The 23,399-nt window shown below is 69.4% G+C and carries 29 protein-coding genes; 15 read left to right on the top strand and 14 right to left on the bottom strand.

What is annotated here, in order from left to right:
- The first annotated feature begins 157 nt into the window (after window positions 1–157).
- A complete protein-coding gene (locus tag ACFYXF_RS03930) occupies window positions 158–532 on the top strand; it encodes a hypothetical protein (RefSeq protein WP_389347863.1) in 375 nt (124 codons plus the stop codon).
- A 9-nt stretch (window positions 533–541) separates the two neighbouring features.
- Here the strand turns inward: ACFYXF_RS03930 and ACFYXF_RS03925 are convergent, their stop codons facing one another.
- The 6 genes from ACFYXF_RS03925 to ACFYXF_RS03900 form a co-directional block, all read right to left on the bottom strand.
- Window positions 542–1,087: a hypothetical protein gene (locus tag ACFYXF_RS03925; protein WP_389347861.1), complete on the bottom strand. Its 546-nt coding sequence runs from the start codon at window positions 1,085–1,087 to the stop codon at window positions 542–544.
- The gene (locus tag ACFYXF_RS03920) at window positions 1,084–1,776 is read right to left on the bottom strand and encodes a hypothetical protein (protein WP_389347859.1); all 693 of its coding nucleotides are present in this window, start codon (window positions 1,774–1,776) and stop codon (window positions 1,084–1,086) included. The genes ACFYXF_RS03925 and ACFYXF_RS03920 overlap by 4 nt, the downstream gene beginning before the upstream one ends.
- 40 nt (window positions 1,777–1,816) lie before the next feature.
- Complete coding sequence (locus ACFYXF_RS03915; RefSeq protein ID WP_389347857.1) at window positions 1,817–2,821, bottom strand: hypothetical protein; 1,005 nt, start codon at window positions 2,819–2,821, stop codon at window positions 1,817–1,819.
- Between the two features lie 74 nt (window positions 2,822–2,895).
- Complete coding sequence (locus ACFYXF_RS03910) at window positions 2,896–3,450, bottom strand: hypothetical protein (RefSeq protein WP_389347855.1); 555 nt, start codon at window positions 3,448–3,450, stop codon at window positions 2,896–2,898.
- Window positions 3,451–3,476: 26 nt separating this feature from the next.
- Window positions 3,477–4,268: a hypothetical protein gene (locus ACFYXF_RS03905; RefSeq protein WP_389347853.1), complete on the bottom strand. Its 792-nt coding sequence runs from the start codon at window positions 4,266–4,268 to the stop codon at window positions 3,477–3,479.
- Window positions 4,269–4,285: 17 nt separating this feature from the next.
- Complete coding sequence (locus ACFYXF_RS03900; protein WP_389347851.1) at window positions 4,286–4,798, bottom strand: hypothetical protein; 513 nt, start codon at window positions 4,796–4,798, stop codon at window positions 4,286–4,288.
- 350 nt (window positions 4,799–5,148) lie between these two features.
- Between ACFYXF_RS03900 and ACFYXF_RS03895 the strand changes: the two genes are divergently transcribed.
- Entirely contained in the window at window positions 5,149–5,769 is a 621-nt protein-coding gene (locus ACFYXF_RS03895) for a hypothetical protein (protein ID WP_389347849.1), read from the top strand.
- Here ACFYXF_RS03895 and ACFYXF_RS03890 read toward each other — a convergent pair.
- The 8 genes from ACFYXF_RS03890 to ACFYXF_RS03855 form a co-directional block, all read right to left on the bottom strand.
- The gene (locus tag ACFYXF_RS03890; RefSeq protein WP_389347847.1) at window positions 5,727–7,325 is read right to left on the bottom strand and encodes a VirB4 family type IV secretion system protein; all 1,599 of its coding nucleotides are present in this window, start codon (window positions 7,323–7,325) and stop codon (window positions 5,727–5,729) included. The two genes, ACFYXF_RS03895 and ACFYXF_RS03890, sit on opposite strands and share 43 nt — an antisense overlap.
- A gap of 31 nt (window positions 7,326–7,356) precedes the next feature.
- Window positions 7,357–7,812: a DUF6238 family protein gene (locus ACFYXF_RS03885; protein ID WP_389347845.1), complete on the bottom strand. Its 456-nt coding sequence runs from the start codon at window positions 7,810–7,812 to the stop codon at window positions 7,357–7,359.
- Between the two features lie 81 nt (window positions 7,813–7,893).
- Window positions 7,894–9,366: an SCO6880 family protein gene (locus ACFYXF_RS03880; protein WP_389347843.1), complete on the bottom strand. Its 1,473-nt coding sequence runs from the start codon at window positions 9,364–9,366 to the stop codon at window positions 7,894–7,896.
- An 89-nt stretch (window positions 9,367–9,455) separates the two neighbouring features.
- On the bottom strand, window positions 9,456–10,787 hold the full coding sequence (locus tag ACFYXF_RS03875; RefSeq protein ID WP_389347841.1) for a conjugal transfer protein TrbL family protein: 1,332 nt from the start codon (window positions 10,785–10,787) through the stop codon (window positions 9,456–9,458).
- Between the two features lie 44 nt (window positions 10,788–10,831).
- Complete coding sequence (locus ACFYXF_RS03870) at window positions 10,832–11,509, bottom strand: hypothetical protein (RefSeq protein ID WP_389347839.1); 678 nt, start codon at window positions 11,507–11,509, stop codon at window positions 10,832–10,834.
- Window positions 11,509–11,817 carry a DUF6112 family protein gene (locus ACFYXF_RS03865; protein WP_389347837.1) on the bottom strand — a complete coding sequence of 103 codons (309 nt, stop codon included), beginning with the start codon at window positions 11,815–11,817 and terminating at the stop codon, window positions 11,509–11,511. The genes ACFYXF_RS03870 and ACFYXF_RS03865 overlap by 1 nt, the downstream gene beginning before the upstream one ends.
- A 223-nt stretch (window positions 11,818–12,040) precedes the next feature.
- Window positions 12,041–12,406, bottom strand: a complete 366-nt coding sequence (locus tag ACFYXF_RS03860) for a hypothetical protein (protein ID WP_389347835.1) — start codon at window positions 12,404–12,406, stop codon at window positions 12,041–12,043.
- Window positions 12,407–12,505: 99 nt separating this feature from the next.
- Entirely contained in the window at window positions 12,506–13,621 is a 1,116-nt protein-coding gene (locus ACFYXF_RS03855; protein WP_389347833.1) for a C40 family peptidase, read from the bottom strand.
- A gap of 529 nt (window positions 13,622–14,150) precedes the next feature.
- On the opposite strand from ACFYXF_RS03855, the gene ACFYXF_RS03850 reads away from it, so the two are divergent.
- From ACFYXF_RS03850 to ACFYXF_RS03790, 13 genes are all read left to right on the top strand, one after another.
- Window positions 14,151–14,906: a DNA-methyltransferase gene (locus ACFYXF_RS03850; RefSeq protein ID WP_389348456.1), complete on the top strand. Its 756-nt coding sequence runs from the start codon at window positions 14,151–14,153 to the stop codon at window positions 14,904–14,906.
- Window positions 14,907–15,075: 169 nt separating this feature from the next.
- Window positions 15,076–15,723, top strand: a complete 648-nt coding sequence (locus tag ACFYXF_RS03845; protein ID WP_389347831.1) for a DUF4913 domain-containing protein — start codon at window positions 15,076–15,078, stop codon at window positions 15,721–15,723.
- Window positions 15,720–16,214 (top strand): hypothetical protein, encoded by a 495-nt coding sequence (locus ACFYXF_RS03840; RefSeq protein ID WP_389347829.1) that lies wholly within the window; start codon window positions 15,720–15,722, stop codon window positions 16,212–16,214. The genes ACFYXF_RS03845 and ACFYXF_RS03840 overlap by 4 nt, the downstream gene beginning before the upstream one ends.
- Window positions 16,211–16,798, top strand: coding sequence for a hypothetical protein (locus ACFYXF_RS03835; protein WP_389347827.1), 588 nt, complete (start codon window positions 16,211–16,213; stop codon window positions 16,796–16,798). The genes ACFYXF_RS03840 and ACFYXF_RS03835 overlap by 4 nt, the downstream gene beginning before the upstream one ends.
- Window positions 16,717–17,286 (top strand): GNAT family N-acetyltransferase, encoded by a 570-nt coding sequence (locus ACFYXF_RS03830; protein ID WP_389347824.1) that lies wholly within the window; start codon window positions 16,717–16,719, stop codon window positions 17,284–17,286. Before ACFYXF_RS03835 ends, ACFYXF_RS03830 begins: the two co-directional genes overlap by 82 nt.
- A 58-nt stretch (window positions 17,287–17,344) precedes the next feature.
- Complete coding sequence (locus ACFYXF_RS03825; RefSeq protein WP_389347822.1) at window positions 17,345–18,007, top strand: hypothetical protein; 663 nt, start codon at window positions 17,345–17,347, stop codon at window positions 18,005–18,007.
- A 17-nt stretch (window positions 18,008–18,024) separates the two neighbouring features.
- Window positions 18,025–18,747, top strand: coding sequence for a hypothetical protein (locus ACFYXF_RS03820; RefSeq protein WP_389347819.1), 723 nt, complete (start codon window positions 18,025–18,027; stop codon window positions 18,745–18,747).
- A gap of 413 nt (window positions 18,748–19,160) precedes the next feature.
- Window positions 19,161–19,637: a hypothetical protein gene (locus ACFYXF_RS03815; protein ID WP_389347817.1), complete on the top strand. Its 477-nt coding sequence runs from the start codon at window positions 19,161–19,163 to the stop codon at window positions 19,635–19,637.
- Complete coding sequence (locus ACFYXF_RS03810; RefSeq protein WP_389347815.1) at window positions 19,634–20,080, top strand: hypothetical protein; 447 nt, start codon at window positions 19,634–19,636, stop codon at window positions 20,078–20,080. Before ACFYXF_RS03815 ends, ACFYXF_RS03810 begins: the two co-directional genes overlap by 4 nt.
- A 9-nt stretch (window positions 20,081–20,089) precedes the next feature.
- Window positions 20,090–20,521 (top strand): hypothetical protein, encoded by a 432-nt coding sequence (locus tag ACFYXF_RS03805; protein WP_389347813.1) that lies wholly within the window; start codon window positions 20,090–20,092, stop codon window positions 20,519–20,521.
- A 32-nt stretch (window positions 20,522–20,553) separates the two neighbouring features.
- Window positions 20,554–21,438, top strand: coding sequence for a winged helix-turn-helix transcriptional regulator (locus tag ACFYXF_RS03800; protein WP_389347811.1), 885 nt, complete (start codon window positions 20,554–20,556; stop codon window positions 21,436–21,438).
- Window positions 21,435–21,956: a hypothetical protein gene (locus ACFYXF_RS03795; protein ID WP_389347809.1), complete on the top strand. Its 522-nt coding sequence runs from the start codon at window positions 21,435–21,437 to the stop codon at window positions 21,954–21,956. The genes ACFYXF_RS03800 and ACFYXF_RS03795 overlap by 4 nt, the downstream gene beginning before the upstream one ends.
- Complete coding sequence (locus ACFYXF_RS03790) at window positions 21,953–23,194, top strand: MFS transporter (RefSeq protein ID WP_389347807.1); 1,242 nt, start codon at window positions 21,953–21,955, stop codon at window positions 23,192–23,194. The genes ACFYXF_RS03795 and ACFYXF_RS03790 overlap by 4 nt, the downstream gene beginning before the upstream one ends.
- Window positions 23,195–23,399: the final 205 nt, after the last annotated feature.

Below are 23,399 nucleotides of genomic sequence, written 5' to 3'. Positions count from 1 at the left end.
GTAGAACGTCAGCTCCATGCCCCCGACCGTACGGACGAGACACAGCTCACCACACCCCACAAGCGTGTTCGAGCACTAGCCCATACCCCTTATGAGACATGGCAGTTGTGCGCAGACAACCGTGCGGGTGCAGGACGTAGCCCCAGTCCAATCCAGCGTGGGACGTCTCGGTGACGGTGAACGGATCAGGGTCGGCTTCGTCGTCGGTGACGACCCAGATGTGGTCGTGCCGCCAGCTGGGGTGTTCGTCGCTGCCGACGAGTTCGGCGCGCAGCGGGTGGGGAACTGTGTCGAGGAGGTCGGTGCCCAGCTCGGCCCAGCCCTCGGGTGCCTTGTCGATCAGGTGCCGGCACAGGGCGTCGAGGTCGCCGCCGAAACGGTACTGGCGGGCGCCGAGCAGCAGGGGCAGGTGGTGGCTGGGGTATCCGCTTCAGTGGACGTCGACGCCGGCATACCCGGTGTCGGTGGGACGGGCGATGAAGGAACGGGCGTCCAGAGGTTCTCCAAGGTCGGTCGGGCGCCGGTGGGTTGAGCAGGTGCGTCAGGGTCGGCGGCGTACGGGACGGGCGCCGGAGGGATCGGCGGCCCGCTGGTGCTGCTCACCCGTGACAGGCATGGAGGATGTCTCCGTGGCGGGAGGAGGGTCGGCGAGTGGGCCGGTGACGGCGGCGAGTGCGCGCTGGAGGCTGCGCAGGGCGGCGGCGTGTCCGAGGGTGATGCTCAGCTGGCTCTCGACCGGGGCGGCGGTGCCGGGGTGGGGCGTGTGCCGGTGGGCGTCGGCGAGACCGGTCACGGCCGTGCTCAGGTGGGTGGCTGCCCGGTTGGTGTGGTCGAGGGCGGTGGCCAGCTGGACGAGGTAGGCGCGTCCCGTGTCGGTGGTGGCGAGTGGGCTCTCGGCCGACTGGCGCAGGTGGACGAGGAGCAGGGTGGACAGGTTGTACACGGAGACGAGTTGCTGCAGCAGGGGCCCGAAGGCCGCCTGTGCGTTGCCGGTTTGAGGCGTGACCAGGTCGGCGGAGGTCTGCTGGATGCGGCGCTGCCAGGTGGCCAGCTGGTGGTGGACGAAGGCGTCGTCGGTGGTGTTCATCGGCGGCGCCCCTGGCGCGGGTTGCCCGGTAGAAGGGGCGGGTGGGAGCGCGGGCCGTTGGTGCCGTGCACGATGACGTGGAAGTTGCGGTGCCGCAGCTGGTTCAGGCTCTTGGTCAGCTGACGTCTGGTCTGCGCGAGGGAGAGGGAGTCCGGCGGGTGGCATTCGCCGGTGGCGGGGTCGAGGAGGAAGCCGCCGTGCCCGAGCAGCTCGATGAAGACGCGGATGTAGCCGGAGCGGATCCGCGGACGCTCGCGGGCGTCGAAGGTGACGTGGATCTGGAGGTGGCCGGGGCTGCTGAGCCGGATCGGGGTGGCAGAGGCGAGACGGTAGTCGGTCAGCAGCCGCCGGTGCAGCCGGGCTGCGGCGCGGACGGGATCACTGGGGACGGCGATCCCGCGCGGGGTCTTGATGCCCTGGACGTGCTCGTGGCCGGTGTTGGCGGGCAGCATCGGCAGCACCAGGAACTGGTCCGGGCGGTACGGGCGGGGCATGACGTACAGCTGCAGGCCGAAGTGGTGCGTCAGGACGGTGCGCTGAGCACCGGGTTCGTACGCCGTGTACGGCATGGGCCCGCTGTCCCAGATGCGCCCGCCTGCCGGGTCGTCGGCGAGGGGGACCGCACGGTTAGAGTGCTGCCAGCCGGGCAGGCGGTCGGCGAGTGAGTCGGTGAACTCGGTTATGTGCAAGGGGAGTTCCTCGTGCGGCGGGTCGTCTGGAGGGTGTCGGTCACGAGGAGGTGGCCAGGCCGTGGGCGTCGGTGCGGCGGCAGGTGTAGCCGAGCAGCGTCGACTTCCCCGGTGTGGTGGGGACGGTGGCGACGTCGGAGCAGGTGAACGTGTAGGTGAAGGACGGGGAGTTGGTGGTGCCGAGCCAGGCGCGGTCGTCCTTGTCCGGAATGATCTTGAGTCCGGCGGCGACGGTGTCGCGCTGGGTGTGGGTGTGCGCGAAGACGACGAGGGCGCTGCCGGTGGTGGTCTTGAGCGCGTAGCTGTCGGTGAACTCCGGGCCGGCGGCGGAGAACACGGTGGTGCCGCGGGTGCCGAACTTGCGGGTCGTCTTGTCGTGCACCGTGATCTGCCGGGCCGACGCCTTGGCCGTGGCGAACACCTTCTTGCCGCTCAGGTCGCCGCCGGTGGCGAAGTTGTCGCCGACCGCGGAACGCAGGACGTCGACCGGGGCGGCGACGTTCTGGGCGGAGGTGGCGTCGAGGGCGGTGGCGTTTCCGTCCGCGTCGAGGGCGATCTTCGGGAGCTGCTTCTTGTCGTCGAGGTCGACGGCGGCGACCATCTCCCACCGCTTCGTCGTCGCCTGCTCGGCCATGATGAGGAGACGGGGGTACGTGTCGGTCTTGCCGCTGTAGGTGACGGCGGCGAACCACTTCTGCTGGCCTGCGGTGAGGCGTGGGATGTAGACGGTGGTGGAGGCAAGGTTGTAGGACCACGGCTTGTACGTTTCGCGGTCGGCCTGGGGCAGGCCCTCGTCCTGCTTGTAGTCGGCGATGGACATCGCGTACAGCGGGCCGTCCTCGACGGTGTCGAGCAGGCGGCGATTATGGGTGGTGTTCGCCGAGTTGTTGATCTTGGAGTAGTGGGCGATCTGGGCGAGGGCGGCCTTCTTCGTCAGCGCCGGTTCGGCGGTCGGCGCGGGTGAAGCGGTGCGGTCGGCCTTGGCCTTGGTGGTGTCGGTGCTGCCCGGGGTGGTGCAGGCGGACGCGGTGAGGGTGGCCGTCACGACGGCGGTGAACAGGAGGGCGGTACGGCGGGCGGAGGCGTGCAGCGGAATGAGGATGCTCCGGGGAAGTGGGGCTAGCGGGTACGGGAGGTGGCGGCGGAGGCCGCGGGCGCGGGGTACGGCGGGGCCGCGTGCGGTGCTGTCCGGGTGTCGGCCGCCGTCCGCAGGTCCTTCGCGGCGCGGGCGAGGAGCAGACGGACCTCGCCGATGCAGTTCGTAAGTCCCTGGTGCACGGCGGCGGTTGACCGGGCGTGGGCCGGGCTTGGGGGTTGGTGGGTGAGGTCGGCGAGGTGGCCGAGGTGGTGGACGGCGTGGCCGAGGGCGGCGAGCGCGGCGCCGGTGGGCTCGGCGGCGGAGGCGAGCGCGAGCGCGGTGCGGCGGCCGGTGGCGGTGAGCCGGCCGGGGTAGTTGGCGGCGGCCCGGTGAAGGCGCGCGTGCTCCCCGGCCAAGTAGCTCAGCAGCCGGGCCAGATGACGAACCTCGTCGTCCAGGATCTCGCTCACCCCGGGATCCGGGCGGATCTGGTCGGGCAGCGGAAGGTGGTCGGCCACACTTCCCAGACGGTCGGCCAGGCTGTGCAGCAACGCCTGCTGGTCGAGATCGGAAGGGTCAGGACCGGACAGCGACAACTCCGGGATGGCAATAGGGGAAGGGGCTACCGTCGCGCCGGGGGCGGCGGGTTCGCGGACACCGGCGGTACGCCCGGCCCGGTTGCGGGTGGGCGGGGCGGCTGGACGGGGACGGCCGGCGCGGCGTGGCGGAAGTTGACGCCGATGCCCTGGGCGGTGAGCAGCCGGACGGCGGTCTGGAGCAGATGGGCGCGCACCATGTCGGGGTAGGAGGCGGGCAGCACGAACGCGAACTGGTCCAGGTTGTAGGAGAAGTGGCAGCTGAACAGCACCAGGCGGGCGTCCTTGGGCACGCTGTTGTACGGTGCGCCCACCACGCCGTCGGGGTACCAGATGAGCGTGACGCTCTGGGCGACCTCCGGCGCGGGCCGGCGGTACGGAGGTTCGGGCCGGGCACGGGCGTCCTCGCGTACGGCATCCAGGGCTGCGCGGTAGCGGGGCAGCAGGCGGCGCGCGATCGCGGAGGCGGCACGGACCGGATCGTCGGTGACGCTGATGTCCATCACCCGGTCGTCCACCACGCTGAAGTTGTGCGGCTTGACGCCATCCGGTTTCAGCGGGGCCACCAGGAACCGGTGCGGTTTGTACGGCCGGTCGATGACCAACAGCCGTGCGTCACCGGGGCCGTGGAGCACCGCACCCTGATGAAGGTCGTAGTCGTACAGCGCCGCGTGGGCGAAGCCGTGCTCCCAGAGCCGGTCGGCGGCCGGCCCCTGGTCCTCGAAGGCGGGATAGGTCTCGTCCTCGCTGCGCCATGGACCGGGTAGGTGCTGGGCGAGGGCGGTGGCGAAGGCGGACAGGTCGACGGTGGACGTCATGGGCTCCTGAGGCGTGGTCAGCGGGTACGCCCACGGGCCGGTGCGGACGGCGGGGGCGGGACGGCCGGTGGGTGGGGCGTGCTGGGTGCGGTGCTGTAGTGATCGGCCACGGCTGCCTGCCAGTTCTGGCGTGGAGGGCTGGCCAGGGCCTGCATCCGGTCGACGACGACGTGCAGATCCTCGCCGAGCGCGCGCACGGCGGCCGCGGCGTCCTGGAGGTCGTCGTGCAGGCCGGACCCGTCGTCGTGTTCGGACTCCTTGGCTTTCTCGGCTGCTGCCTCGAAGAACTCGGCGAGGCGTTCGAGGAGCCCGTCGGTCGGTTCCAGAACCTGGTCGGCGAGGCGCGCGGCATCGTCGTACGACACGGCGGCGTTGAGCCGATCCGTCAGGTCCAGGACGTGGCGGCCGTATACGTAGTGGCCCGCCGGATCGGTGGGTGTGCTGGGCAGGGTCATCAGCGGCGTTTCGGTGTCGTGGTGGTCGGAGGAGGCCGGTATTGGCCGGAGGTGCTGGGCGGGACGGACGTTCATGCCGAAGCCGTGATCGGCGATACGACTTGCAATGGTTTGAATGCGTGCGAGTGCCTCATCGACTCCGTCAACGGTGCCGGTGACTGCCCGGGGTGCGGTGCGGGCAGCTCGAAGTCGGGGTGCTCCAGGTGGCTTCCTGTGCCCTTGCGGGAAATAGGTCTGTCTCGCGGGTACCGGGGGCCGTTGGCGGCGGTGTATTGGGACCGGACCCGCACAGGGCCACCCTGTGGATGGACGCTATGTCTCCACTTGGCAACACCCCTGCCTCGCCCCTACGGCACGGTTCACAATCGGGTGCACGGCGCTTCGGCCAGGAGCAAGCCGGAGAAAAATACTCCAGGGGGAACGGAATGGTGGCGCCAGATCCGGTAGAGCCAGACGACATCTACAAAGCCATCCTGGAGACCATTTTCGGACCTGACAGCTTCATCCTCTACCTCGCAGTCATCGGAATGGCTCTTCACGCCTGGTTCGCATGGCTAAGATCGACACGCAGTGGTCTTCGGGTTCTTTATGCGAAAGCCTCTGAGATCCCTGCAGCCGTACGTCTGATGTCCATGGTGGCGCTGTTCGCAACGCTTGTGATACAAACCCTCTTTCTGGTCCTGAGCTACTTCCTGGCTGCCCACCTGCCTAGGGCGTTCGCCGAGACCGACAGGCCCGCTGATGTGGACGTGACGATGTGGCTGAATACCCCTGAGTCGCCACTCCATGAAAGAGCGTTCCAGATTTTCTTCGGCCTCACAGTACTGTTCGTCATATTTAGTTGGTGGGCCAGCTCCAACGTTGAAGCAAGATGTTCCCCTGTAGCCCTCTGTATGGCCACATTTGGAGTTGTGACCGTCCTCGTATTGTTCTTCCGTGCGGACGGCAATAGCCAAATGAGTCTGGTGGCGTTGATCTACTTGTTGATCGCATTGCTTGCTCTCTACGCCCCGGGATGGTGCGCGAATCGCGTACCGACTCGGTAGTTGCTCGTGTTTCGCCCGGGCGTCTCCGTGACTCGCTGGTCGTAGTGCATGCGGGCGTCAGTGTCGAAGAGCGTCAGTTCGTGTGGGTGCAGGAGGTGCTGCACGATGAAGCTGCGTCCCGCAACCTTCCACAAGCCTCGGCCTCGGTTGAGGTGGGCGATGGCTTCGGTCTCGACCGAGGTCAGGCCCAACAGGCTTGCTGCGGCGTGGAGTTGGTCGGTCTCCTGCCGGTAGATGATGCGGGTGGAGCAGTCGGCGAGGAGGCCTTCGGCCAGGGCACGTCCGCGGGATCCGGCGTCGCCGGCAGCGAGCAGGTCGGACAGCCGGTGGATCACCATCAGGTTGGCGACGCCCAGGCCGCGGCTCAACTTCCACTGGGACTGCATGCGCTGGAGGAGTCCGGGGTGGCGCATCAGGCGCCATGCCTCGTCGTAGACGATCCAGCGCCGTCCGCCGTGCGGGTCGGACAGCGCGGATTCCATCCACGCGGACGCGCAGGTCATCGCCAGGACGAGGGCGGTGTCATCGCCGGATCCGCCGAGCCTGGACAGGTCGATGGTGAGCATGGGCGAGGTCGGGTCGAAGGCGACGGTGGACGGGGCGTCGAACATGCCGGCCAGGTCGCCGTGGACGAGGCGGCGCATGGCGTGGGCAAGGTCGCGGGCGGCTTCGCCGAGCCGTCCGGACATGACTCCGGCTGCGGTGTCGAGCTGGTCTGGATGGTTGAGGGTGGCCGCGATGTCGCCCAGCAGTGGCGTGCGTTGGCGGGTAGAGGCCTGGAAGACGACGGAGTCGAGGGCGACGTCGAGCGCGGTGTGCTCCATCGGCAGCAGGTCGCGGCCGAGGACGGTTCGGGCGAGCGAGCCGAGCAGGAGCAGACGGCGTCCTCTAGTCTCGCCTGCCCAGTCGGCCTCCGTCATGCCGGCCGGGCATGGGGCGGCGTCGAGGGGGTTGAGCTTGCCGGGCAGACCGGGGCCCAGAGCGATGGAGGTACCACCGAGCGCGGACGAGACCGGCGTCCATTCACCTTTGGGATCGCAGGGCACGTAGACGCGGTAGCCGTGGGCGATCGACCGTAGGGCGAAGGACTTGGCCAGCGCGCTCTTGCCTTGGCCGATGACTCCGGCGAGCAGGACGTTGGGGTTGGTGAACCCTTCGAGGCGCCCGTACAGCGAGAACGGGTCGAAGGTGAAGCTTGCCTCGGCGTGGACATCGCGGCCGATGTAGATGCCGTCGGCGCCGAGGCCGCCTTCGGCGAGGAAGGGGTAGGCCCCGGATGCGGTGGCGGTGGTCATACGGTGCTGCGGCAGCCTCAGCCGTCCGCCGCGGGCGGAGCCGGGTCCGGGGCGGCCCCGAGGCGGGAACAGCGCGGTCGGCATCTCGGGCTCGACGGACTCGCTGCCGTCCGGGTGGGCGCCAGCTTCGGCGCGGGCCTTCGCGGTGGCTTCGGCGAGCTGACGGCGAGCGGTCTTGCGGCTGGCCCGGTCGGTGCCGTGCGGGGTGAACAGGGGAGAGGCCGAGGCGCGGCGGGCGCGTCGGGCGGGCCGGTGGGTCATGGCGTGGGCGTGCTCGATTCGGCGCGGATGTCTAGGTGGTGCAGCTGGTGGTGTGCCCCTGCGGCGGGGTGGCGAGGTCGGCGGGGGTGGTCTTGCGGCGGATCGCGTGGGAGGCGGCCAGATGCCGCTGGCAGATCGTCAGGACCAGGGGGCCGTCCGGGAGACACTCCGGTCGGCACTCCTCGGCTGCGGAGTTCTCGATGGTGGCGGGCACGGTGTGGAAGGCGTTGTGGACGGCGGCGGTGGCCTGCCACAGCCGCAGGTGTGCTGCGGCCAGATGACGGCCAGCGGCCGGATGGGTGGGCCGGGTGGCGTCGGTGAGCTGGTCGAGCAACTGGTGGGCTGCGGTGAGGTGGGCATGCAGGGTGTCCAGGTGCAGGCGGTCGGCCGGTGGTTCGTAGGCCGTATGGGCCTTGGTGTGGTGGCGGAGGCCAGCGGTGGCAGCGCGGAGGTAGGGATGCGCGTCGGAAGCCCGGGGAGGGGTCAAGAGGGTCCTTGGTACCGCGGAGCGGCAAGGTCAGCGAGGTTGGGAACAGAACTTGGGGGATCGAAGTAGCGGGGAGGGCGGTCACAGCGCCGTGCGGGCGAGCGGCAGGGCGGCGAGGGTGAACGCGTCGGGCTGCTGGTAGTACAGCCGTCTCAGGTCGACCTGGGCAGTGACCGCGGCGGTCTCGATCTGCGCGCACGCGGCGTCGAGGGCGGCGTCGGTCTCGGCGCTGACGGTGAGCAGCCCCGTCAGGGCGACATCGGCATGGCCGGCGATCAACTGCCGCTCGCGGACCTTGACGTCCGCGTACTCGACCGAGTCCGCTTCGGAGTCCACCTGTCCGCGGCGGGCACGCTCGTTGGCGTCGGCGATGATGGCCGCCTTCTTGCGCTGGACATCGCGCAGTGCCGATTCGAGCCCCTGCGGCACGTATACAAGAGACAGGCTGCGGCGGACCCCGGCGGTGAACATGATTCCGTGCAAGAAGCCGGGGGTGGTCTCGGTGCGGGGCCAGTTCTCGATCCAGTACGTGGCGTGGCGGGCGGTGTCGGTGCCGAGGCGGTCGTACTCCTCAACCTGGACCACCGGGCCGGCCGCGTGAGGGTCGGCTTCGGCCCGCCCGTTCGGCGACCACTGCTGGAGGGCGGAGAGGGCATGCGGGTCGTAGGCGGTGCGGATGACCGCGGTGATCTCCCGCGCGTTGAGCCAGCCGGTCACCGTCAGCCCCGCGCTGCGGGCGGCGAGCGCGATGGCCGATGTGGTCTGTTGCAGCACTGCGAACGCCCCGGGCAGCCCGCCGCCGGCCTGACTGACGAGGCGCTTGGCGGCCTTGAGGTCCAGGCTGATTGCCAGATACGCCTCGTGTGGAGCCGCAGCCGGTCCGGCGGAGGCGACGAGTTCGGAATACACCTGCCCGGCGACGCCGGAGTCGGGGCGGCCGTGCTTCGCCCAGTGGCGGGCGAGGGTGTCACCGGAGTCGGGGACGGTGCGTTCCAGGACCTGCACGGTGGCGACATGTCCGGTGCGGGCGATGCCGGCCAGGGCCCGGCCCCACCCGGTGACGTTCGCGTTCTGCGCGGACGGATCGAGCAGGGCGTATGCGCGGCTGCTGACCCGGGCAACGGCGGTGAGCCGTTGGTGATGCGGGTCGTGGACGGCCGCTGCGCCGTTGGCGGAGTCGCCAGGGGTGACGACCTTCAGTGAGGCGGCTGTGCCGGGGAGATGGAGCACCCCGTCCTGGCGGGGCCGGGAGACCGGCCGGGCCAGCCACAGCGTCTGCCCGGTGCGGCGCCGGAGGGCGTAACGGGCGACGATCGGCGCCCAGTCGACCAGCGAGCGGCCGTTGCGGCGGACGGCGACCAGGGCGACAACGACCGTCCACAGGGGGGTCAGGACGAGGGCGCCGAGCAGCCCGGTGGTCACTACCGTGATCAGCAGCAGTGCCAACGCGCCTGAGACGAGGGCGAGTTGCGGGAGAGAGAGGCCGAGGAGGATGCCGCGACGAGAGCGGTGCGGGAATTTGACCGTGATAGGTGAGACGGGGAGTTCAGACAAGGAGCCGGTCTCCGGGAAGACGCGCGGGCGGAGCCGGGACGGCACATCCGACAAGGGGCGTGCGTGGGCCGTCCCGGCGTGGGGGAGTGTCAGAGGCCGGTGGACGGAGGTGGCGGAGCGCTGGTTCCGGCCGAAGGCACGGGGTCTGGGGCTGGCGGGGTGCCCTGCGGCAGCGGAGTGGAAGTGTCGGCCGGAGAGGCCGGAGCGGACATGAAGCCGCTGCTGGGGGCCGGTCCGGGGTTGCCGCTGCTGTCGCCGCGCGGGCTGGCCGGTGACGGTTGCACGGGCGTCTCGATACTGCCCGTGATGCCCTCTCCGGACGACGGCGCGTTCGTGCCTCCGCCCTTCCCGCCGGTGTCCGGCGTGGGGTTGGTAGCGATGTCGCCGGGGAAGCCGCCCGGCACGGCGTCCGGGCCCTGGGGAGCGGCTCCCGCTCCGGGCGCGGCACCGCCGGTCCCTGCGGTGGCGGCCATGGCTATGGCCTTGCGTCCGGCGCGTTCGGCGTGCTGACGGGCGAGTTGCGCGCCGGCTCCGCCCGAGCGGTGCAGAGTCTCGCCGTCCGAGCCCTCCGAGGCGGCCCAGTGGACGAATTTGAACGTCGCGTACGGACACGTCAAGACGAGGGCCATGATGACGATGCCGGCCATGACATCGGCGAGCGCGGCGACGCCGTCCTTCGCCTCGCTCCTGCCTATCGCTGTGACACCCAGCACGAAGATGATGGTCATCAGGAGCTTGGAGACCACGAGGGTGGCGGTGGCCTCGATCCAGCCCCGGCGCCAGCGTCGCGCGACCTCCCAGCCGCCGCCCGCTCCGGCGAAGGGAGCGAGGATCACCAGCACCAGGATGCCGACCTTGCGGGCCACCATCACGCACCAGTAGAGGAATGCACCCACGGCGGCCCCGACGCCGGCGAAGACGGCCACCAGCCATCCCATCGCCGACAGCCCTGGAATCGCGGCTACCTTCACGATGCGGCGTACGGCGGAATCGACGGACAGGTTCGCCGTTTTGAACAGGCCGTCGGACAGGGCGTCGACTACCTCGATGGCGACCGTGGTGAAGGTGATCGCGGTGAACGCGAAGATCACGCCCGTTGCGGTGCCGGCGAACGCCTGGGTGAGGGCCTGGCCGTCGCGACGGATCGCGGCGCGGACGAGCTGGGCGCAGAACGTGGCGACGAGAAGGACCAAGGAAATCGGCAGGATCATCTCGTAGTTGTCGCGGAACCAGGCGGCGTTGAGGTCGACGCGGGTAGTGGTGTCGACCGCTTCGGCGGCCAAGTCGGCTCCGGCGGCGGCGAGTTCACCCGCTGATTTGGCCATCCAGTTACCGATGGCCTCGCCGGGGTCGGAGGCGAAGGAGACCGCGTCGCCGACCGTGCACAGCTTGTCCGCGAGGGGAAGGTCACAGAAGGCCAAGGGATGTCACCCCGTCCTTTCGTCGGTGGACTCGGGGCGCGCGCTCAGGGCACGACGCGAGGGGAGATGGCGACCAGGGAGCAGTTGGCGTTCGGGCGGCACTGCAGGGCGAGGGTGATCGAGCGGTCCTCTGCGCCGGCGCCGCCCTTCGTCCAGACGATCTGCTGCTTGCCGGTGACGGTGACGGCGTAGATGTACGCCTCGGTGATCGCCGACGGATCGTCCGCCAGAGCCTGCTTGAACGCGGACGGATAGTGGGCCTCGTCCACCGCGGCGGTGGCGTACTGGTCCTGGTCGGCCATCCGCGACCACAGCACCGGATCCGGCACCTGCGCGGCGATCGAGGACCAGTCGGCGTACCGGGTCTCCGAGGTCAGCCACGCCCTCATTGCGGTGAGCTGTTCATCACGGCTGGTCGTACGGGTGTCGTACGACCACAACATGGCCGCAGCGGCTCGGGCGAAGGCGAGCGGGTCGGCCACCGGGGGCGGTTTCGCCACCGAACCGGCCCCGGCCGACGGGGAGGCGGACGGGGAGGCGGCGCTGCTCCGCCCGGACGGAGTGGCGCTCTGCGCATCACGGGCTCCGGTACGGCCGGTGAGCATCGCGACGGCGGCGGCGAGGGCGAGGAGGATCGCGAGTCCGATCGCGCCCGCAGCGATGCGCTGCCGGGCCGACCAGCCGAGGCCGTAGCCGGACAGGGAGGGAACTCGTCGGGGCATCAATGGACTTGCGACCCCAAGGCGGAGAAGAACGCGATGATTCCGTTCGCCGCGCCGAGACCGAGAGCGGCTCCGGCCGCAACGACGGCGCCTTTCTTTCCGTTGGCTTCGGCCTGGTGTCCGCCGGTGTGGTGGCCCCAGGCCCACACGCCGAGCGAGACGGCGAGTGCGCCGACCACGGCGACGATCGCGAAGAGATTGATGCTGTTGACCACGTTCTTCAGCACGGCGAGGCCGGGAAGACCGCCGCCCGAGGGGGTGATGCCGGGGTCGTAGGCCAGGTACTGCACGGAGGAAAGCAGGTGCAAAGGGAGGCTCCTTGCGCGCCGAAGCCGACGCGCGGCAATCAATGAAGGGAAGTAGAGGGAGCGCGAGGCGGCACCTCGGGGAGACAGGCCGACAGCCGTGTGGGACCCGGCGGGCGCGCCACTGCACCCGAAGGGGCGTTCATGCCGAGCCTGGGCAGAGATCGCCCTCGTGTCGCCGCCTCGATGGCGCCCTGGCTCAGGCTTCGAGGCGGCGGCCGGGGGCCTACTTCGGGATCGGCGGGGTGGGCGCGCCCGTGCTGCCGTACGGGTTCGCGCACTGGTAGATCATGTAGCCGCGGACCTTCTTGCCGTCGGACCTCCGGGTCACGGTTCCGCGGGTGTACCAGGTGCGCTCGGAACGCTTGTACGCCCACTGGTCGTAGACGACCGTGTCACGCCGGTAGGCGACGCCGACAACGGTGGCCGTCCGCGCGGGAGCCTTGCGGACCTTGACCGCACTACAGCTGATCGTCGTACGGCCGGTGTCGGCTGCCTGCGCCGTGCCAGCGCCGGCCATGCCGCCGACGGTGACAGCGAGGCCCAGTGAGCCGGCAGTGAGGGCGCGTCGGATGCGGTGGTTCGTTGTCACGAAAATGCTCCGTGGTGGTGAGAGGGAAGGGGGAGGGCAGGCGTTTGCTCCTGCCGGTGGGTTCCTGGGGGTCTCGCAAGGCAGGGCCCGGGGATGGGGTCAGATGACGCGGCGGGCGGCCAGGACGGTCCAGTCCTTGAGCGGCGTGATCCGAACAGGTTTTCCGGTTCGGGGTGCTTCGATCACCAGGCCCGAACCCATGTACAGGCCGACGTGTTCGGGGCGGCTGGCGCTGCCTTGGGAGAAGAGCAGGTCACCGGTCTTCAGTGCCTCCGGCGAGACGGCTCTGCCCTGGTTGATCTGCGTGTATGTGGTGCGGGTGAGGTGGATCCCGGCGTGCGCGTACGCCTGCTGCGTCAGGGAACTGCAGTCGCAGCGGCCCATCGGGTCCGGACCGTGCGGCGCGGTGCAGGTGCCGCCCCACTGGTACATCGTGCCGAGCTGCGCCATCGCCCACGCGATTGCCCTGCGGGCCCTGGGGTCGGCGTCCTTGGGGATCGAGTAGCCCTTCGGGACTGACCCTTCGGGGATGGTGCCGTACCCGGATCCGTCCTGGGTCTCCGTGCAGGAGGCGGTGCTGGGGATCGTGTCGCTCTCCGTGGTGTCCTGGTCGGCGGCGGGGAAGGTAAGGGCGATCGCCTTCTGTAGGGCGGCTGCCAGCGTCTCCCAATCGGCGTAGGCATTGGGGTACGCGGAGCGCTGTACCTTCTGGGCGGCCTGGGCGACGGTCAGCTGCTCCCAGCCGTTCACCGCGAGCAGGTGCTCGTAGAACTGGGTGGACGCGTAGACGGGGTCGCGGATCTGATCGGCGGTGCCCCAGCCCTGGCTCGGGCGCTGCTGGAACAGGCCCAGCGAGTCGCGGTCGCCGGAGTTCAGGTTGCGTAGTCGGGATTCCGCCATCGCGGTGGCGAGGGCGACGATCCTGCCCTTCGCCGACACGTGGAGGCTGATTCCGGTGCCCACGATGGTCCGGGCGTTGGGGATCTGCTCCTCGGGCAGGGCCAGGCCCTCGACAGGCACGTCCGTGGCGGACGCACCATTAAGGATCTTGGTGACCTGCTCGACGACGGCGTCGGTGTCGACGTCGCCCGCGCAATCGAAGGACGCAAAGGTGCTCTGGGCGGCCTCGCTGGAGAAGGACATCAGCATGGCCGTGCCGGCGAGGAGGAGAGGGGAGAGGACGACGACGCCGATGCCGGCGGCTACGCCCTTCAACCTGGGATGCCTCCAGGGCGGTTGTCACGGTCCGGAGGGCGGTGTTCGGGGAGGGGAAGGCAGGGAACTGTCACAACGGGTCCTTCGAAGACACGATCCCGGCCGGGCGGTGGCAGTGCGGAAGGGCGCTGCGGCACGGGAGTTGGGTGAATTGGGGGTACCTCGGAAGCGCTGGCTTCCGCTCACGAGGAGCGGGTCGTTACTTCATGTGTGCCGGGGCACGGTGAATCTCCCTTGAGAACAGAGGCAGGAATTGCGCCATCGGCGGTGTTCGCCGGGCAGTTCCAAAACAGTAAGGGCGGATCCCCGGTTGCCGAAATCGCGGGTGGTGATGCCCTGATTTCCGGGCGGGGAGGCGGCGATGCGTCTCAACCGGGGTTCGTGCCCTACAGTTTTGGCTCCTCCCCTCGCCGCTCCACTTCCCGTAGGTCAGCGGTGCCGTCATGCCCGCATTCGGCCTGCCCGGGGTTACGTGCGTGAGCTGGAGGTCTTTCGCTCATCTCACCCAACCCGAAACTGGGGTACCTCTTTGCCTTTTTCCCTACACCAGGGCGACGCGCTCAGTGTCCTCGCCGGTCTGCCGGACGACTGCGTCGACTCCGTCATCACGGACCCGCCCTACAACTCCGGTGGCCGGACGGCGAAGGAACGTACGAGCCGCAGTGCCAAGCAGAAGTACACCTCCGCCGACGCCGGCCACAACCTGCCGGACTTCACCGGCGAGAACATGGACCAGCGCAGCTACGGATTCTGGCTGACACAGATCATGACTGAAGCGCACCGGCTCACCCGTGTCGGCGGCACCGCGCTGCTGTTCACCGACTGGCGTCAACTGCCCATCACCACCGATGCGATCCAGGCGGCCGGATGGCTGTGGCGCGGGGTGCTGGCCTGGCACAAGCCGCAGGCCAGGCCACAGAAGGGTCGCTTCACTCAGAACGTGGAGTTCGTCGTCTGGGCTTCCAAGGGCGCCATCGACGGCTCCCGCAACCCGGTCTACCTGCCCGGCCTTTACAGCGCCTCGCAGCCGTCGGGCAAGAACCGGCAGCACATCACCCAGAAGCCGGTCGAGGTGATGCGTGAACTCGTCAAGATCTGCCCCGAGCGGGGCACAGTGCTTGACTTCTGCGCCGGCTCCGGATCGACAGGCGTCGCTGCCCTGCTTGCCGGTCGTGACTTCATCGGCGTCGAGAAGACCGAGCACTACGCGACAATCGCCGCCGACCGGTTGACCAATACCCTGCAACAGACCCTGAACCAGGACGATTTCACCCTGTCGTCCTGACCCGCACAGCCTGCCCGCCCGACCGCCGGAAGCGGAATTTTCGGAATCCTTCCCGTCGCCCGCGCAGACGTAATAGCACCGGATCTCCGGTTGGCGAAACCGGAGATAGTCCGGATGGTTGGAGCCGCCATCCCAGCCCATTGGAAGCGGCTCCAAGGAGAACCATTTCGTGCCCGAACCCATAAACCCCACCGGCGACGGGGAAAGAGAACCGGTCCGACTGCCGGACACGGATCTGGAAAGCATCGAGGCCAGCGTGCGCAAGCTCCTCAAGCAGTCGGCGCAACAGGCCAAGCAGCTGGACAGCCTATCCACGGAGCCCGCACCGTCCGCGTTCGACGGCTTCGGCCTGCCGGGCTTCGCGGGCCTGCCGATGCCGCCCGCCCCACCGGAGCCGCGCCCGATCCTGGAACTGGACGGCGAGGAGTACGAGGACGAACTCGACAGCCTCAGCGACTGGGTGGACGACTTCCTCATGCCCATCTACGGCGCGGAGGTCACCACGGCCACACCGTGGTGCCGTCAGTGGCAGGAACACGATGGTGTCGTCGCCTGGCTGCATGCCCTGTGGCTGGCCTACCAGCAGCACAAGGACCCCGAAGCAGGACTCAGTGGCCTGTTCGTGTGGCACCGCGACTTCCTCACCCATGCCATGGCCACCGTGCGCGCCCCCGGCGGGCCGCTGTCCGCGTGCATGACCGACCCGGACCGGCCCGCCCACCGCCTTCTGCCCGGGCCCAAACCCTCCAAGCGGTCGGTGAGTTCACCCTCCGACGAGCCACCCACGGTTGGCGAGTCGGGTCTGGCCGCAGCATGAGTGGCCCCGAGCCTCAGCCAGCGTTCGGTCTTTCCTTCGACCCCCGTGCGCTGACCGACCTGCTCCAGGCCCCGGGCGACATCCGTGACCTGGCCCTCGATCAGCTTCAGAAAGTCGTCAATGCCCAGCTGTTCGGCGCCAAGTTGACCGAGGAACTCGTCGGATACCGCAAGCTCTACGTCGATCACCGCAACGCCTGGCGCCTCGTCTACGCCCAGCGCCCCGCCCCGCCCGGGGCTGCCCACCGCACCGAGATCCATGTCGTCGCCGTACGACCGAGAGCCCGGCACGACGTGTACGAAACGGCGAGGGCTCGCCTCGGAATCGCCCGGCGCCCGACCGGCGCGCGCACGCACGCCGCCCGGGCCCGTTCCCCGCAACTGGACACACCGCAGCCGCCGACGCCCAGGCCCGGCCCGCCGCCGTACGCAGTGCCCGGCCTTGCCCCACCCGCCTCCACGCCTGCTTCCTTGAAAGGCCGTGTCCGTTGACCCGCCTGCCCTTCGTTCTCGACCGCGTCGCCGAGGCACTCGCCGTCGATCCCCCCTCCACCAACCAGCATCACCTGGCCATTCTGGAGACCGCCCGAGACTGCTACGACCTCGACGAGGCGCTCGGCGCTCTCGTCGGCGAATCTGCAGAGGGTGCCCTCGCCATCGAACGGCCCGACACCTTTGCCCACCATCTCGCCCAACGCCTACGGCTCGAAGGGGAGTTGACCCGGCTCGTGCGCCAGCCTTGCTGCTGCGCGCCGGTCTACGAGAGTGACGAAGGCGAGGAAGATGCCCTGATGCACTGCGGAAGCGAGCCGGAAGCGATCCTGCACGCCTGCCGTGACGCCTTCGCCGCTGCAGGCGATCCGCCCGCCCTGACGGAAGCGGAACTCATCGGCTTGCTCAGCGGCATTTCCGAAGGTTCCGACGGGCGCGTTCCGTACGCGGGGCTGAGCGAGAACCGCCTGTCCAAGCTCCTGGTCCTGAACAACGTGTACCCATGCGCCATGGGCGAGGACCGCCAGGCCAAGGGGTACCGGCGCGGTGCTGTGCTGTTCGCCCTTCAGCGCTCCGCCTCCTGATCCACGAGCCGCCCCTCGCCACAATCCGATCGGCGTCCGCTGCGGACTGGCCGCTGGCCGACTTACTGCACCGAGCCTGCTCCGAAGCGAACATGGTCCTGCGGTGGGGCCGACCCGGTGTCGTCCGTCGAGACTTCGCCCGGTTGCTGGAGCACGGTGAGGTCTGGATCGGCCTCGGTGCCGACGGTCGTCCGCTCGCGATGGTCTCGGTCGGACCTGTCAGCCGCGAGGCAGGTGTCGTCGATCTCGGACTGCAGGTCGCCGACGCCCACCAGCGCCGAGGTATCGGCACCCTGTTGACCTGGCACGCTGCCGACCACGCCCATCGCCTTGGCGCCCACACGCTGGCCGCGTACACCGACGCCTCCAACACGCCGATGCTGCGCCTCCTCGCCCGGCTCGGCCCTGCCGTACACACCCGCGACGGCTCCCACCTCGATGTCCGCGTCCGTCTCGGCGACGCCCCTGCTGGCCATGGCTCGTGGTGATCGTCCTACCCAGAATCGGTCCCCGTTGATGTCTGCTACTTCTGCGTCGGCGAAGAAGGTGCGTACGGTATTCGATCACCGCATCGAGGCGGCCGTCGGCCAAAGCGTTGATCGGCTGTGGCAGCACCGCGACCGCGGCCTGCTCGACGAGCCGCATGCTCGTCTAGTTGACGCCCACCGCGCATTGGTCAAGGCCGAACAGGCTGTGACCTTCTACCGGGTCCAGCTTCAGCGGCTGGCCTCCGGCCAATACGCGGTCGACCAAGCGCTGCTCACTCGTATCAAACGCACCCTCGCCACGCTGCAGGAGGCGACCGTCACCCGTGACGAGCGCGAGCAGCAGGTCGGGATGGTGCTCGAACCGATCGAGGCTGCCGTCGGTACGAGTGGGCCGGGTTCGGCGTCGGAGCTGCCGGCGTCGGATCACGCTGCCCTGCTGGCCATTGCGCAGGGCGCCAAGCTGCGCGAACACCTGCTCACCCAGCGCCTGTCGGTCGTCACCGCCTCCGGCACCCGCATCCCTTACAGCCAGTTTCACCGACTTGAGGCGGCCGGGGTCGTCGCGCGCGATGACGCCCATCCGCTGCACGCCGGACAGCCCGTCACCCTTACCGACTTGGGCCGGGCGCTCCTCGCCTCACCGCGGCAGCCGGCCACGCCGGCTGCCATGCCCATGCGGAGTCCCGGAGCCTGGCCAGGCTCTCCCGCCCCTCGCCGTTGACCGATCCGAAAGCACGTATGCCTGAAGACTCCCCGGACTTCCGTCTCGCTGGTTACAGGGCTGTCAACGACTCCGTCGACGAACAGTTCTGGCAGCACATCGGCACCGACGAGAACCACCTCACCACACTGGCCGCGCACCACAGCAGCGACGGCCGGTACAGCTACTTCGTCCTGCACAACGGGAGTGTCACCTGGGGCATCCCGGGTGACCCGCAACTTATTGCCCTCCGGCTGAAGCGCGACACCGCCACGAAGACCTTCCGTTTCGACCACGCCACGCTGCCCCTGCCGACCATGGCCCAGTCCTGGCTGGTTGCTCGCGGCTGCCCCGAGGACAAGATTCTGTTGCCCGACGGCCTCGGCGGCACTCCCGCCGACGACGCCACCCGCGCCCTGGAGAAGCGGTTGCGCGGCGACGGTGATCACTTCGCCCTCCTGACCAGCTACACCCAGGACTACGAGCCCCTGCAGACCACGGTGCTGCTGCGGGCACTGGACGAACGGGTCCCCCTCCCGTTCCGGGTGCTGCTGGAAGAAGTCAATACCGATAGCGGGACGTACACCTTGCGCGAAGGGGCCTTCGCCACCTTCGAGGCGGCCACGACGTGGTGGGAAGCGCACTGGAGCGGAGAAGACGTCCCACTGCCCACGACCACGCCTCCTGCACGACAGAGCCCCCGGCCTACGGCTGCGGCGCACGCCGCACCTCCGCAAGCCCCACGCAGATCCGGCCGCTGAGCGCCGCGCCAACACCCGGTGATTTCCCGGTGATTCACACCGTGTCCGTGGGGCGGTAGCGGAACATAGCAGCCCGTCTCCGGTTAGCGAAACCGGAGATTCCCCGGACTCTTGAATCCGGCCCGTACAGGCAACTGTCCGGCCCGTATTCCCAGTTGCTCCCTTCCTGGCGCGGAGTTCAATTTCCCATGTGCTCAACCCGAATGGCGATATCCGCGGTTCCATCCGATGCGCTCACCCTGTCCCAGGCGTCGGATTCCGCAGGCCATCACCGTGTAGGCCTCCGTCTATCGCGAGGACCAAATCCACCTCCTTTCTCCTGGCAGCTCCTGCACCGTACTTGCCTGTAAGGAAGTTGGGCCGTGCAAAAGCCGCTCGCTGTCTCCCCGAATCCAATAGAAAGGAATTGTGCTGTGCTTGATGCCGACGATGTGCTGGGCGTCCTGGCCGACCAGATCCAGTCCCGCTTCCAGATGCCGATCGAGGACCTGAGCAGGGCGGTCGTCGCCGCCCCACAGGCCGACCCCGACGCCACCGCGGTCGTACGCTGGTACGGACTACTCACCGAGGCCCAGCAAGTACTGGACGAGGCCGAGGACGTGCTCGCCGAAGCCCTCGCCCGCCACGTCGACACGGTGTCAGACGGTGAATTCGTTGAGTTGCCCGACAACGTCATGCGGCTCGCGGATTCGGTGAACAGTGCGCACACCGTTCGGGAGGGGCGCGCCATGACGGTGCGCCACCTCCTTGACCCTCAGGCCATCGGGAACCGCAGCCCGGGGGCGCGACGCGGGATGGCGCTCGCTGTCCGGCAGGGTCCGGCCCTGCCCACCACCCCACCCGCTGTGCCGACCGCCGCGCAGGCCCCCGTACGCGGGGTGGCCCGATGAGCGTGATCGACAAGACCTCCAGCCAGGACAACCTGCTGGAGCAGACGTTCGGCGCACCCGTACGCGATCTGTACACGCAGGCGTCCGACCGCGATGCGTCCCAGGCACTACGGCGGGCGCTGGAGCTGCGCTCCTTCCTCGTGATTGCCGAAGAGCAGGTGGCCCGCGTTCGGGACCGCGTCCACGAAGCCACTGCCGCCGATCGCGGCATGGGCGAACTGTCCGCCGACGACCTGCGCTTCGACTCTCAGTGGATGGAAGCGGCCCTGTCCGGGCGCAACGGCTACGTCGCAGCCATCCACCAACTGCTTCGCACCATGCCTCCGCGCGGAGGTGCGCCGCACCGGCGGCCCGTACGGTTCGCGCAGCCGACGATCACTTCCGCGCTCCCACCCGTCCCGGCCGACGCCCGGGCCGAGGCGGCGCGAGGGCCCCGATCATGAAAGCCCCGCTTGCCCCCACCTGACGCGACAACGGCCCAGGCGATAGCCGAGGGCATCGAGGACCTGTACGCCCGGCCGTTGGCCGACCTCGAAACCCTCGCCGGCCTCACCCCCGACGGCAGCATGCTCGCCACCTTGATCGCTGGCCTCGCCGACCTACGACTCGCCGAGCACAACATCGCCTTCCAGAGTCTGCGGCTGGTTCAACTGGCGGACCCGGAACGGGAGATCGGCACCGCTGAGACAGGTCACATCTTCGACTGCGCCCGCCGGATCGCCGCCGCCGTCGCCGCACGCGACGCCTACGCCAAGACCCTGAGCGGCGTCCTGGCCAGCCTGCACCGCGTCCCCGCCTCCGACGCGAAGCCCGAGCCCGCTCCGGATTCCCCCACTGCCGTACCGGCTCCAGCTCCCGCACGTCCCGTCGCCCGCACCCGCTGACCCTTCCCTTCCCCGCCCGAGGAGCCTGTCCCTTGGCCGCCACCGGTCTGTCCCGCACCACCCTCAACGACCTCTCACGCGTCACCGAAAGCCTTCAGATGCTCGCCCCCAGCTGGAGTGTGTGGGTGCTGATGACCCTCGCTGCTCGGCCGCTGCGCTACACCGAGGTCAGGTCCAAGCTCGCCCTGCTCGCGGACGGCCAGCTCCACCCGAGGCTGGCCAAGCTCGTCGATGCGGGTCTCGTCGAACGCACCGAGCACGCCGCGCGGAACGTCACCTACGGGCTGACCCGTCGCGGCACCGACCTGATGACCGTCCTGCCCGTACTTGCCGCTTGGGGGGACACCCACCTGGAGAAGCCCCTTGTACGGAGCACGACCACCGGCGAGCTTCAGCCGCGGCCGGTCGCGGTGGCTCAGAACATCGAGGACACGATCGCGCTGATCAGCCCGCGGCACTCCACTCCACTGGTGTGGGCGCTCAAGGCCCGCGGACCGGCGAGCGCGAAGGCGCTGGCCGCCGAGGTCATGCCCGCCTACAGCCTCAGCCGCGTCTACCCGCCGTTGCGCCGCGTGGTCGACGACGGACTTGCCGAGACCACCCCGGCAGGCAACTACCGGCTGACCGCCAGCGGCCGGGCCCTCGCCCCCGTCTACCAGGCCCTCTCCGCCTGGGCGGGCGGACACACGGTCACCGAAGCCACCACCCACCCCGTGTGGGGCCAGACCCTGACGCCGCCTTCTTCAGCCCGGTCGGGACCCTGGCTGACCACCCAGTCCCGACTGCCCGTGCCACCGGCCTCACCCAGCCCCGTACGACCTGGCACGACTGCTCGGTGGCAGCCCGGCGACCTCTTCTCCCACCCGATACCCGCTCGCCCCCCGGCCGTCATTCCGGCCGGAGGCCCGCGCCGATGACCAGTACCGCGATCCTCAATGACCCGCACGCAGGTCGGGTCATCAACTCCCTGTCCCTGCCGTCCCTGATCCGGCTGGTCAGCGAGATCGACGACAACGGCCCCATCAGCCACCGGCGCGGCAGCCTCCAAGGAGCCTTCGGCGACCTCACCCGCAACCAGCTGCGCTACGCCATCGACGTCGCTCACGCACTAGGCCTGGTGTACGTCACCGATCAGCAATCGGCCCGCTACCGGCTCACCGCGGCAGGCGAGGACCTCGCCGCGATGTACGACACGGTCGCCCGCTGGTCCCGTACCCACCAACTCCCCGCTACGGCCAGCGACTTCGTCACCCGCGTCCAGCACACTCTGAAACTGCTCGGGGACGACGACACCGTCCTCGCCGCCGAGGCTGATCTCGCGCTCGGCCACCTGCGGACGACGCTGGCCGACTGGCTCCACACACACCCGCAGACCTTGGACGCCGTGGCATCCCGCTCCTCCCGCACAGCGGGCGAGACGGAGTACGCCGCGTGAGATCCCGTACCGGAATCCGGCGCTCCAACTGGCCGGGTTCCCCCTTGCTGCGCGGTGTCTACGTGCCGCGCACTATGGACGCCGCCGCGTTCGCCATGGCCACGTACGGCATCCCCTTGTTGGCGCTCGCCACCACCGGCTCCGCCGCCCTCACCGGTTTGGCCTTCGCCCTGGAGTGGGCGCCGCGGTTGATGGCCTTCACCGTGGCGGGAGCCCTGGTCGACCGCCACGGCACCACCCGCGTCTTCCGCCTCGCCGCCACTGCCCGGGCCGTCCTCGTCCTGGCCGCCGCGATGCTCCTCGGAGCGCAGACGGGCGGGTTGGGGGAGACCGTCACAGTGATGGCACTCGCCGCGGGCACCGGCGTGCTCACCGAGTTCAGCTACATCGCGGCCGAAACTGCTGGCGCGACAGCCAGCCGCGCCGCAGGGGCGACCGCCCACCGCGTGCAGTCGGTACTCCTGGGCATCGACCAGACGGCGACCTTGGCCGGACCCGCGCTCGCCGGCCTCCTCCTCGCCCACACCGGCGCCACCGGCATGCTCGCCGCGACCGCCGTCTTCTCCCTCCTCGCCGCTACCCTCGCCCCCAGACACCACTCCGACCGGCACGCCGCTACCCCGGCGGCCGTACGGCAGGGGCTTCGTTCGGGCTGGCGGACGCTGCGCGCGCTGCCGGCACTCGGGTGGCTCGTCGCGGGGCTGACCCTGTCCAACCTCGCCGTCGGCGTCCTGCAGGCCGCCGTACCCGTGATCGTGGTCCAGCAGTTCGGCCACTCCAGCACCGACGTCGGCCTGCTCTGGTCGGCAGCTGCCTCGGCCTCCCTGATCGCGATCTCCCTGTGCCGCCGTGCCATCGACGCCTACGGCCTGTGGCAGGTCGGCGCTGTCGCCGCGACGATCACGGCCTCGGCCTGCCTCACCCTCACTGCCGCGCACACCTACCTCACGTATCTGGCGCTGATCGCGCTCTTCATGGCGGGGGAGGGCGGCATGACCGTTGTGCTGCGTACCCTTCGCTCCCACCTGATCCCCGCCGACACCTTCGGCAGCACCCTCGCGGTGACGATCCTGCTGCTCCTGCTGCCGTTCCCGGCCGCCGGACTGCTCGTCGCTGTCATGCCGCCCGCCCAACTCGGCCATGCGATCACCGCCTGTGCCGCCCTGCAGGCCATCGGTCTGGCCGTCGCCTTCACACGGCTGCGTACCCTCCCGGGCCTGCTTCCTAGGGCCGCCTGACCTTCACTGACTCCCTGTCTGCCCTTCTGGACGGCGGTTGCCCGGTACCCGTACCCCACACCAGTGAGGCAGGAATTCCTGCTTCTTGGCTCACGCTGCCGTCGTCTCTGCCGTCTCACCCACGATCACCTGGCAGTTTCGCGCCGCTGACGCCGAACAACCTTCCGTCTAGTGCGAGTTGGGGCGGCTGACCGCAGACCAGCTC

This window comes from Streptomyces sp. NPDC002680 (assembly GCF_042889145.1).
Classification (GTDB): Bacteria; Actinomycetota; Actinomycetes; order Streptomycetales; family Streptomycetaceae; genus Streptomyces; species Streptomyces adonidis.
The sequence above is the reverse complement of the archived record's forward strand: the minus strand, read 5'-3'. Positions and strand labels throughout refer to the sequence as shown.

Excerpts from the sequence above, each read along its gene's own strand:
- ACFYXF_RS03925 (WP_389347861.1), bottom strand. The coding sequence starts at position 1,087 with ATGAACACCACCGACGACGCCTTCGTCCACCACCAGCTGGCCACCTGG.
- ACFYXF_RS03905 (WP_389347853.1), bottom strand. The coding sequence starts at position 4,268 with ATGACGTCCACCGTCGACCTGTCCGCCTTCGCCACCGCCCTCGCCCAG.
- ACFYXF_RS03900 (WP_389347851.1), bottom strand. The coding sequence starts at position 4,798 with ATGAACGTCCGTCCCGCCCAGCACCTCCGGCCAATACCGGCCTCCTCC.
- ACFYXF_RS03895 (WP_389347849.1), top strand. The coding sequence starts at position 5,149 with ATGGTGGCGCCAGATCCGGTAGAGCCAGACGACATCTACAAAGCCATC.
- ACFYXF_RS03890 (WP_389347847.1), bottom strand. The coding sequence starts at position 7,325 with ATGACCCACCGGCCCGCCCGACGCGCCCGCCGCGCCTCGGCCTCTCCC.
- ACFYXF_RS03870 (WP_389347839.1), bottom strand. The coding sequence starts at position 11,509 with ATGCCCCGACGAGTTCCCTCCCTGTCCGGCTACGGCCTCGGCTGGTCG.
- ACFYXF_RS03840 (WP_389347829.1), top strand. The coding sequence starts at position 15,720 with ATGAGTGGCCCCGAGCCTCAGCCAGCGTTCGGTCTTTCCTTCGACCCC.
- ACFYXF_RS03830 (WP_389347824.1), top strand. The coding sequence starts at position 16,717 with ATGCGCCATGGGCGAGGACCGCCAGGCCAAGGGGTACCGGCGCGGTGC.
- ACFYXF_RS03820 (WP_389347819.1), top strand. The coding sequence starts at position 18,025 with ATGCCTGAAGACTCCCCGGACTTCCGTCTCGCTGGTTACAGGGCTGTC.
- ACFYXF_RS03810 (WP_389347815.1), top strand. The coding sequence starts at position 19,634 with ATGAGCGTGATCGACAAGACCTCCAGCCAGGACAACCTGCTGGAGCAG.
- ACFYXF_RS03795 (WP_389347809.1), top strand. The coding sequence starts at position 21,435 with ATGACCAGTACCGCGATCCTCAATGACCCGCACGCAGGTCGGGTCATC.